Here is a 9,540-nt window from a genome sequence, read left to right on the forward strand (position 1 = left end):
GTTGAGCAGAAGCCTGACGCTGTTTGAGTTCAGTTCAAAGCCGGGTTGCTTAAGGGCAAGTTCAGGTGAGTGTAAGCTTTCCCCTTGCAAGATTCCAGCAGAGTTATTTTTAACTACTGTGGGTTTGAGCTACCCATTAAAAATCTAATTTTGTTTACTTTAACCTAATGTCCACCTTACAATGAAAATCTGAAGACAAGACAATGCCCCTGATCACTCTGATTCTCGCCGCTCTCTACCTGTTGATGATTTATGGATTGTTAATACTCGCTCAGCGCACGGGTAAATGGTTATCCCCCACCCGCCGTGATCTTGGCTGAAACAGTTTGCATTAAGCTCAACCATTATAACGCAAATGATTCACGAATTTAAAGGATTGGTAAAGGTGTGAGGATATTTACATCAAAGCCAATCCTTAACTCATTCTACCATTTCCACTTCTTCCCAAGTGACCCCAGCAGTTACAGTAGTCGGTAAAGAAACGGATTCAACCGTTGCACGATACCCTAACCATTGTTGAGAGAGTTGAGAAAAGGTTTGAGGGCAACCACTGACAGCGAAGCGAGTGGGTAACGCTGGCTGAGTTTGTCCGAGTCCCATTAATTTTAACTCTTTTTCTGCTGCTTGCACCACATAACGGGCGGGATCAATTAGATTAACTGTGGGGTCAACAATGCCTTTAATTACCGTTTCCAGATGACGATAATGGGTACAACCATAGACTAGAGTATCGATATTCCGAGCGAGTAACGGCTGAAGATATCGTTGGGCCACTTGTTTCGTATAGGTTTCCCAAATGCGGTTTTGTTCAATTAGTGGCACAAACTCAGGACAAGGGATTTGCCAAACTTGGGCAGTCGGATCAATTTCTTGAATCGCTTGACGGTAAGCATTGCTTTTAGCGGTTGCTGGTGTAGAAATCACCCCAATGCGTTTACCTTGTTTAACTGCCGCCTTGGCCCCTGGTAAGATCACCCCTAAAATGGGAAAATCAAACTCTTGACGTACCGCTTCCAAGGCCAGGGCCGAACTTGTATTGCAGGCCATGATAACCATTTTTACATTTTGTTGGGCCATCCAGGCCAAAATTTCCCGAACAAACTGCAAGATTTCGCCAGAAGGACGATTACCATAAGGAAGTCTAGCCGTATCAGCAAAATAAAGAATTGATTCATGGGGCAACTGTCGGTAAAGTTCCCGTAAAACAGTCAATCCACCCACACCACTATCGAAAATCCCAATCGGACTGTTTTGAATCTCTCTCATCTGGAATAAATTCACTTAAAAGAAGTTTTTGACAATTGAAACACGAATATCTAAGGAAGTAAATATATTGTCAAGAAAAAAATATACTTAGAGCCTTTTTTGCTGAATATAATCTAAAATTCCTTGAGCGATCGCCCTAGCCATCTGACTACGATAGGCCGGATCTTGCAAACGAGGATTATCTTCAGCCCCTGTCACAAAGCCTACCTCTACCAAAGAAGAAGGCATCCGAGAATTTCTTAACACATAAAACCGAGCCTGTTTAACCCCGCGATCGCGGACATTGATACTACGCATGATACTACGATGAATCGCATCGGCCAACTGTCGGTTTCCCGCATAAAAAACCTCTAACCCATTGACATTACTCCGGCCTCCTCCCACAGCATTAGCATGAATACTAACAAAAATATCAGCCCGGGCCCGATTTGCCATATCAGTGCGGCCCTGAAGACTGACAAAATAATCCGCATTGCGAGTCAACATCACCTCAACCCCTTGCTGTTTAAGGATTTGAGTCACCTCAAGGGAAATCGGCAAAATGACATTTTTTTCTTGTAAGCCCCCCAAACCAACGGCCCCTGGATCTTTTCCCCCGTGGCCCGGATCAATAACCACCAAAACCCGCCCCCTAGGGGTCCCCGAAGGGGGGTTAGTGGGAAAAGAATCTGGAGGCGGAAAAGAGGGGTTAGAAGGGGGAGGAACGGGGATGGTACTAGGATTTCCAGGGGGGTTAATAGCCTGTAGAGAACGCACCTCTAAGGATAAGGTTTGTTGACTCGTTTGACTTAACCCCCCAAAGCGAATCCCCAAAGAAGGCTGAACCACAATCACCACCGTTGCCGCGTCCGCTTGACGAACCTGTAGTTTATAGATCGGGCTATTTCTCCCCAATTGGGGCCCTTGAAGGGGTTCAGCCAGTTGAGCTTGAGGAATACGGATTTCATAGACTCCCGTGCGTCGATCTAGGTTTCCCGTCCCTTGAATGGGGCCATCAGCCTGAATAACCAATTGACTATTGTTATTGGTTAATTGAATAGCCGATATGGTGGGATTTTGGTTTTGAGTTGGCTTAAGGGTGATGTTAGGGGAAGGTTCAGGGGGTTTTAACCCTTGCACTTGAGATAAGCCCCCTTTTGGTAATAAAACTAAACCGCCGATACGAGAATAGTAAGCTTGCCAACTGGGACTATCCTTAGCTACCCGTAAGGTTAAACGGGCCTCTGGGGGAGAGGCTTGGGTTTGTTCAAATTTGACATCACTCACCCCGTATTCATTAACAGGGAAGGTTTTATCCACTAGGGATTTGGGCAAAACCGCGCCGGGTAAGGTTAAAGCAATGGTTTGTTGATCCTCGCTGCGTTCCGTCCGAATATCCTTATTTTCCCCCATGCTATCTAAGCGAACTAATAAGCCATTACGAGTCACTTGCAAATCATTAGATTGCTGATTTGATGGGGGAGTTGGGCCGAGGGGACGTAAGGGCCCTGGATTATTGGGAGAGGGCCGGGTAGGGGGAGGAGTAATAGGGGTTCGGGAAGGACTACCGATCCTTTGGGGAGTCGGCAATTCTACCGTCCATTGCGTCGGGGAAAGACCCCGCACTTTAATTTGTGTGGGATCAACAGTATATCCAGGGGCTAATTCAATCACCAAACGGGCTGTTTGGGAGTCAAATTGACCCGCACGAACACTTCTTATGGCCCCACCAATGGATTGATCGACACTGGGCCTTCCCAGAGTAATCCCAGGTAAGTCTAGAACAATTCGAGTCGGATTAGGAATCAGTTGGGCCCGAGGTTGAACCCGTGAGTCTGTGGTGAAAGTTAGGCGATTTTGATTGGTTTCAAACCGCCAAAATAGAAGTTTACCCGCCTGGGCTGGAAGGGCAAATAGTAGTGTGCTGAGGATACTCAGTAGTAGCCAGTGAAATCTCACAATGGTTGCTCCTGTGCAGAATAACGGTTCTGATACCAATTCAAGGTTAATTGCAACCGTCTTATTCATCAACTCCAAGAGACGGAAAAATTAAGCCAAGGTTTCGATGACCTTTGGTTATTGTCACGAAAATTTTATTTTTTGGGCATTCCCCACCTTGCTTTTTGTATTGTCAAAGAATTTGAGATAAAAATTGCTGAGTTCTTTCTTCTTGAGGATGGTTAAAAAAGTCTTCTGGTGAGGCAATTTCAATGATTTTTCCCCCGTCCATAAATACCACTCGATCTGCAACTTCCCGCGCAAAACCCACTTCATGAGTCACACAAACCATCGTCATTCCAGAATCAGCTAAACTTCGCATCGTATCTAATACTTCTTTAATCATCTCAGGATCTAGGGCGGATGTTGGTTCATCAAATAACATGATTTTGGGTTGCATGGCTAATGCACGGGCGATCGCCACTCGTTGCTGTTGTCCTCCTGATAATTGACCTGGATATTTAGAAGCCTGTTCCAAAATTCCCACTTTTTCTAATAATTGCATGGCTAATGCTTCGGCTTTTTCTTTCTTCCAATGACGTACCCAAATGGGAGCTAAAGTAACATTATTTAATACTGTTAAATGGGGAAATAAATTAAATTGTTGAAAAACCATCCCCACTTCTCGACGAATGGTGTCAATGTTTTTGAGGTCATGGCTAAGCTTAATTCCATCAATGATGATATTGCCTTTTTGATAGGGTTCAAGGGCGTTAAAGGTGCGAATAAAGGTAGATTTACCCGAACCAGATGGCCCCATAATAACTACGACTTCCCTCTGATGAACTGTGAGACTCACCCCCCGCAAAACATGAAAGTTATTGTCATACCACTTCTCAACATCCTCAGCAATAATCATGGCATTTTCTGCGGGAGATAGGGAAGAAGGATCACTTAAAGATTGGGTCATAAGTTTCGCAATTATTAGATATTTTAACTTAACATGAAACCATTTTACATTTTACTAGGGTCATTTCATTCTAAAAAGTGTATTTTTGTACATTGACGAGAATCCCTAGTTTTAGGCTTTCCTGATTTAGTTTCTGACGGCTGAAAGCTAATAAATTTGTTTGCTTCAAATATTTTTTACCCAAGATGTTATTTTTTATGATTTTATTGGGAACCTTAAGAGTGCCAATTCAACTGCTATAATCACTCTTGATTGTAAAGATTTATGATCAAACTTTTTTCATTATTAGTAATATTACTAATTCCTCTATTTTTTCTTGATAGCTGCAGTTCTTCAAAAATTAACCCTCTTAGCTTAATAGCAGATGAGAGTTTTTCCGTTATTGGAGATGATTCCTTGCCTATTCAAGATAATTGGTTGAAGGTTGGAGATGATTCCTTGCCTATTCAAGATAATTGGTTGAAGGTTGGAGATGATTTTTTGATTCCATCTGACGAAGATCAAAATAATGAAGGGGATCAATCTAACGAACCTCCTCCTTCTGTAAAAATTAATGAGCCTTCCTTAAATCCCCTAGTTTTATTAGTAATTCTCTGCATTTTTATCAATTATCGTCATTGACTTCCGTAACAAAAATTAGATGGGTTTGCCTTGTCTTTTACCCAATAAAAAACCCCGGCGCGCTACCGAGGTAATCTAGGAGAACTCAATATCAATGGGAGATACCGAAATCACACGATTTTAGATCGCAAACAATACCAGTTAAAATTAAGATTTTGTTTACTGTCTTATGTAAACTAATGTAACAACAATATTACATTTTGTCAAGACATTCTTGACAAAATACCAAAATTACTTATCTAACTATCCCTAAATTCCCATCCTCTATGGGTTTTGTGTCTGTTAGGATGGGAACTATACTTTTGAGTTTGCTCATCATGATAAGGAATTATTGAATAATCAGAAGAATTACATAAAATAAATAAATATAAATATAATGGTATAGCGATCAGGGTCATCTGATTGGGAATACTGAAATTATCAGAGAGATAAAATAGTGCGCCCTACAGAAACACTACTGAGGGAAACTATTGCTAAAATGGCTGATTTTTCTTTTATATTAGGCGTAGAACCACCGAGAAAAGAGATAGATTTTTCAATGAGTTCTGAATGGTTAATACACAAAAAAGTGTTAGGTTTAAGTGTGATTCATATTGGCTTAAATTTTGTTGATTTCCGAGATAAATTCAACCCAGAATCATTAGAAGAAGATGCGGCACTTATCAAAAAAATATTTATGAGTCATAAAGCTTATGCTAAAAAATGGGAAAGTGTTCCACTTGCTAGTTTATATCGACTTTATGTCAATAATTATGCCATTGAAGTTAATTCTTTGATATTTTTTATCTCAGAACAACTGGAAGAATTTCAAGACTATCATCAGACCAAATTAGCTGAAGAATCTATCAAAGCTTTAACGCCAGAATCTCTAAGTAAAATTCAACAGCAAACAGACAGTAAAAGTCATCTTAATTTACATTTACAGCGATTAATTCCTTACACATCAGATCTCATTTCATTGGTTTTTAATGAAAGCATAGATAAGGAAAAGATAGATCAAGAATTAACCAAAGTTAGTGAAGACTATAAAACGGGACGTAGAGGTATTGGTAGTCGTTCTCAATAGATAACATTTCCTTCTTTATTAGTTATCAGCAATCTTTATCAACCAAAATATCAAAGCCAAAATCGTTTGTAAATCAAACCCTTACCGCTTTCTGATCTTTTCTGGTTTCGTAGAAATAAATCAGGCTATAATAGGATTAAGGTTAGAGATGATTACTTTTTGAGGGAAAGGAGAGCATTTTTAATGAGGTGGATCATCTATCTAGGATTAACAATTATTGTTTATTTTTTAGCCCTGATCAAATTAAGAGGAAAGGTTGAACGAGAAAAGGTAAAGGAAGCCTATATTTTTTGGATTACTTTGATTTTCTTTTTGGTTTTTGAATATGTCTTTATTGAATCTATTGTTAGCAATTTTCCTTTACATCTCTTGGGGTTATTTTTATCCTTCCTTTATGCTTTATCCATTTATTTTTATTTAAAATCAGTTAAAAAAGATATCGATACTATTTTTTATAAATTGTTAGAACAAAGTCAAGGAAGGATTAGTATTTTAACCTTTATGCAAGCCACACAGTTACCTTCAGAAGAAGCACAAAACTATTTGAATAAGAAATTAAAAGAATTAAGAGGAAGTCGTCATAGTACCCGTGGCAATATCTATTATGAATTTAGTATTTGGCAGTAGTATCCTTAAGAAATATGGCTATTTTATTAACTGCTAATTCTAAAATATCAGGTTCATGAACAAGAGCAAATCTTACATAACCTTCTCCTTGTTTACCAAACCCGGCCCCAGGAGAAACAGCAACCCCTGTCGCTGCGACTAACTCAGTACAAAATTCAATGGACTTGTTTGTCCAAGGATCAGGTAATTTTGCCCAAACATACATAGTTGCTTGAGGGGGAGTAACAGGCCAACCAATTTTATCAAGGGCATTAATAAACGCATCTCGTCGTTTTTGGAAGGTAGCGACGGTTTTTTTGACCGTATCATCAGCAGAGTTTAAAGCAGCGATCGCACCGTTTAAAATGCCTCGATATTGATTAAAATCAACCACTGCTTTTACCTGTTTTAAACCTTTAATAATCTCAGCATTACCAATGGCAAAACCTATCCGAAAACCCCCCATATTATAGGATTTAGAAAAGGTAAATAATTCAACAGAAATAGATTTTGTTTGATCTGCTTGCAGAATAGAAGGGGCTGATATGTTGCCATCAAAAACTAGATCAACATAGGGAAAATCATGAACTAAAACTAACTCATGAGCTTGACAAAATGCCACTGCTTCCTGGAAAAATGACAAAGAAGCCGTTGCTGTTGTTGGGTTATGGGGATAACTTAAGACCATTAACCTTGCTTGCCTTAAAATGTTTCTAGGAATATCTGTAAAGATCGGTAAAAAATCATTTTCAGCTAACAACGGCATCGGATAAATTTGCCCACCTGCGAGATAAACCCCACCCCCATGAGAAGGATAACCAGGATCGAGCAATAGGGCAAAATCTCCAGGATCAAGTAATGCTAAAGGTAGGTGTGCTGTCCCTTCTTGGGAACCAATGAGGGGTAAAACTTCAGTTTGGGGATCAATAGGAATTTTAAAGCGTTGGCTATACCATTGGGCCACCGCCTCCCGAAATTCTAGGGTTCCGCGATGAAGGAGATAGCCGTGAGTGGTGGGATCATGTAAAGACTTTTCAATAGTTGCGATCGCCTCTGGTGCGGCGGGTAAATCTGATGATCCTAAAGATAAATCAATAATAGTCTTTCCTGTTAAGATCGCTTGAGATTTGGCCCGATCCATATCAGCAAAAACGTTAGATTGTAAAGCTTGGAGACGTTGAGCAAAGTGCATGATCTTTATGGGTGTGAGGAGGTGAGGAGAATAATTGTCTTAATGATCCCATTACCCCATCACCCCATTGTTTAATTAAGATGGTCAGAGAGCATCGTTTCGAGTTGTTGTTTGCCGATCGCCCCTTCATGGGAGAGGAGAAGCTCCTTATCTTTAAACAGTCTCAGGGCAGGAACCCCTTCAACTTTGCATTTGGAGCGAGCATCTGGGTTAGAATCAACTTCTAATTTGACCACCTTAAGGCGATCGCCATAGGTATTAGCAATGGCACTAATAGAAGGGGATACCAAACGACAGGGGCCACACCAAGCTGCCCAAAAATAGACTAACACAGGCTGATCTGTATCGAATACTTCGGCTTCAAATTTGGGATCGGTAATTTCGAGAACACTACTCATAATTTATTATCAGTGATCGGTTATTCAGTTATTAGCTTACAAGTTCCCGTTATTGACTTTTGATGGGATTTTAGGTTGGGTTAGGTTTTGGGGGTCACTTTTTGCGGTAGTTTCCCCAAATTTTCCCTAACCCCTAACTCTAAACCTCCGTCTACACTTCAAGCAAGCTGTCACCCCATCAGGCTTATAAGTTATCCAGTTGGCGACGTAAGTCTTCTAATTCGGCATCAACTACCTTATCTTTGGGGGAAGATGGCTCGTTACTAGAGGCTTCGGGTAAGGCCCCTTGGGGTTGAGCAGAGCCTGTAATTTGTGCTTTGAGCATGGCTAATTCATCATCAACGCCGCTACCCGCTTCGAGTTCTAGGAATTGGTTATCTAGACTTGTGCTTGTTAATTCGCCAACCGCTTGAGAGCGAGCTTCTGCCTCTAACACCTTGTCTTCCATGCGCTCAAAGGCTGCCATAGAGCCACTGGTGTTGATGCCTCCTAAAGCACCCTGTAGGGCTTCGTTGGCTTGGGCTGCTTTAGCGCGAGCAATGAGCATATTTTTCTTGGTTTTGGCCTCAGAAATTTTGCTTTCTAGAGCGACTAAATTGCGGCGCAGGGTTTCCACTTGAGCATTTTGCTGTTCTAATTGCGCTTTAAGGGTAGCTGCCACCTCACCATGAGATTTTTTCCGCACCAAAGCTTCTCTGGCGAGACTTTCTTCTCCTTTTGAGAGGGCGAGTTTAGCCCGTTGTTCCCATTTATTGGCTTCGGTTAGATCTTGTTTATAGCGTTGTTCCGTGCGGTTGCGCTCTGCCATGGTACGGGCGACGGCTTGTTTCAGTTGAAGCAAGTCCTCTCCCATGTCAATCAGGGTTTGCTCTAAAACTTTTTCTGGATCTTCTGCTTTACTAACGAGATCGTTGAGGTTGGCTCGGACAACTCGGCTTAGGCGATCAAATAATCCCATAATACTTTTCTCTTGGCGTTTACAAGGTTGAGTAAGGTTTCAGTTTAAAACTTCGGCTCCGCTCAGTTTTAAAAATAGCGTTGTTATGCTCTTGAGGGAGACATTGCTATCTTCTAGTTTATCGGAAAATTGGGTTTAAAACCCCGTCGTTCTACGACGGCTTTTTTTGTCTTTGATTAACTAAAACAAATTAATTTGTGTTAGTATATAGTCTATATGGGAATCCACTCGTATGCACGGCAGTGGAGGTTCAACAAGCCTCTTGATATACTCTCCCACGAATTGCTCTATGAACAGCATCAAGATCAGGGAAACTTGATTAATGGGTTTAATCTTTAAGTAAACTAGTAAGGTACAGGCTTTCTTTTAGCTTCCCGCAGAGAAGCCCCGCACCGTACCCGCTTCGGGTCGGTGTCGGGATGAAAGGCGGGTAAAAATTAGGGGTTCGATGCCCCTAATTTTTACGAACACCGTATCATAATAAGCCCACGCTCATGAAATACACCTATCAATATCGGTTATTGCCAACGACAGACCAAAAAATCA

Annotated in this window: 9 protein-coding genes; 3 read left to right on the forward strand and 6 right to left on the reverse strand. The window is 41.0% G+C overall.

What is annotated here, in order from left to right:
• Positions 1–420: 420 nt before the first annotated feature.
• The 3 genes from murI to VB691_RS18095 all read right to left on the reverse strand — a co-directional run bounded on the left by murI (position 421) and on the right by VB691_RS18095 (position 4,153).
• Positions 421–1,266, reverse strand: a complete 846-nt coding sequence (gene murI, locus VB691_RS18085; RefSeq protein WP_323292914.1) for a glutamate racemase — start codon at positions 1,264–1,266, stop codon at positions 421–423.
• A gap of 87 nt (positions 1,267–1,353) precedes the next feature.
• Positions 1,354–3,204, reverse strand: coding sequence for an N-acetylmuramoyl-L-alanine amidase (locus VB691_RS18090; RefSeq protein ID WP_323293036.1), 1,851 nt, complete (start codon positions 3,202–3,204; stop codon positions 1,354–1,356).
• 172 nt (positions 3,205–3,376) lie between these two features.
• A complete protein-coding gene (locus VB691_RS18095) occupies positions 3,377–4,153 on the reverse strand; it encodes an amino acid ABC transporter ATP-binding protein (protein WP_323292915.1) in 777 nt (258 codons plus the stop codon).
• A 264-nt stretch (positions 4,154–4,417) separates the two neighbouring features.
• On the opposite strand from VB691_RS18095, the gene VB691_RS18100 reads away from it, so the two are divergent.
• From VB691_RS18100 to VB691_RS18110, 3 genes are all read left to right on the forward strand, one after another.
• Positions 4,418–4,774 carry a hypothetical protein gene (locus VB691_RS18100; RefSeq protein WP_323292916.1) on the forward strand — a complete coding sequence of 119 codons (357 nt, stop codon included), beginning with the start codon at positions 4,418–4,420 and terminating at the stop codon, positions 4,772–4,774.
• A 436-nt stretch (positions 4,775–5,210) separates the two neighbouring features.
• Positions 5,211–5,840 carry a hypothetical protein gene (locus tag VB691_RS18105; protein ID WP_323292917.1) on the forward strand — a complete coding sequence of 210 codons (630 nt, stop codon included), beginning with the start codon at positions 5,211–5,213 and terminating at the stop codon, positions 5,838–5,840.
• Positions 5,841–6,023: 183 nt separating this feature from the next.
• Positions 6,024–6,467, forward strand: a complete 444-nt coding sequence (locus tag VB691_RS18110; RefSeq protein WP_323292918.1) for a hypothetical protein — start codon at positions 6,024–6,026, stop codon at positions 6,465–6,467.
• On the opposite strand, the gene VB691_RS18115 is transcribed toward VB691_RS18110, so the two are convergent.
• From VB691_RS18115 to VB691_RS18125, 3 genes are all read right to left on the reverse strand, one after another.
• Complete coding sequence (locus VB691_RS18115; RefSeq protein WP_323292919.1) at positions 6,451–7,638, reverse strand: LL-diaminopimelate aminotransferase; 1,188 nt, start codon at positions 7,636–7,638, stop codon at positions 6,451–6,453. The two genes, VB691_RS18110 and VB691_RS18115, sit on opposite strands and share 17 nt — an antisense overlap.
• 71 nt (positions 7,639–7,709) lie before the next feature.
• On the reverse strand, positions 7,710–8,036 hold the full coding sequence (locus VB691_RS18120; RefSeq protein WP_323292920.1) for a thioredoxin family protein: 327 nt from the start codon (positions 8,034–8,036) through the stop codon (positions 7,710–7,712).
• Between the two features lie 184 nt (positions 8,037–8,220).
• Positions 8,221–8,994 (reverse strand): PspA/IM30 family protein, encoded by a 774-nt coding sequence (locus tag VB691_RS18125; RefSeq protein ID WP_323292921.1) that lies wholly within the window; start codon positions 8,992–8,994, stop codon positions 8,221–8,223.
• Between the last annotated feature and the right edge of the window lie 546 nt (positions 8,995–9,540).

Source organism: Crocosphaera sp. XPORK-15E (genome assembly GCF_034931425.1).
Taxonomy (GTDB): Bacteria; Cyanobacteriota; Cyanobacteriia; order Cyanobacteriales; family Microcystaceae; genus UHCC-0190.

Bases quoted from the DNA above. Each gene is read 5' to 3' on its own strand.
- murI (WP_323292914.1), bottom strand. From the start codon at position 1,266: ATGAGAGAGATTCAAAACAGTCCGATTGGGATTTTCGATAGTGGTGTG.
- VB691_RS18095 (WP_323292915.1), bottom strand. From the start codon at position 4,153: ATGACCCAATCTTTAAGTGATCCTTCTTCCCTATCTCCCGCAGAAAAT.
- VB691_RS18100 (WP_323292916.1), top strand. From the start codon at position 4,418: ATGATCAAACTTTTTTCATTATTAGTAATATTACTAATTCCTCTATTT.
- VB691_RS18110 (WP_323292918.1), top strand. From the start codon at position 6,024: ATGAGGTGGATCATCTATCTAGGATTAACAATTATTGTTTATTTTTTA.
- VB691_RS18115 (WP_323292919.1), bottom strand. From the start codon at position 7,638: ATGCACTTTGCTCAACGTCTCCAAGCTTTACAATCTAACGTTTTTGCT.
- VB691_RS18120 (WP_323292920.1), bottom strand. From the start codon at position 8,036: ATGAGTAGTGTTCTCGAAATTACCGATCCCAAATTTGAAGCCGAAGTA.
- VB691_RS18125 (WP_323292921.1), bottom strand. From the start codon at position 8,994: ATGGGATTATTTGATCGCCTAAGCCGAGTTGTCCGAGCCAACCTCAAC.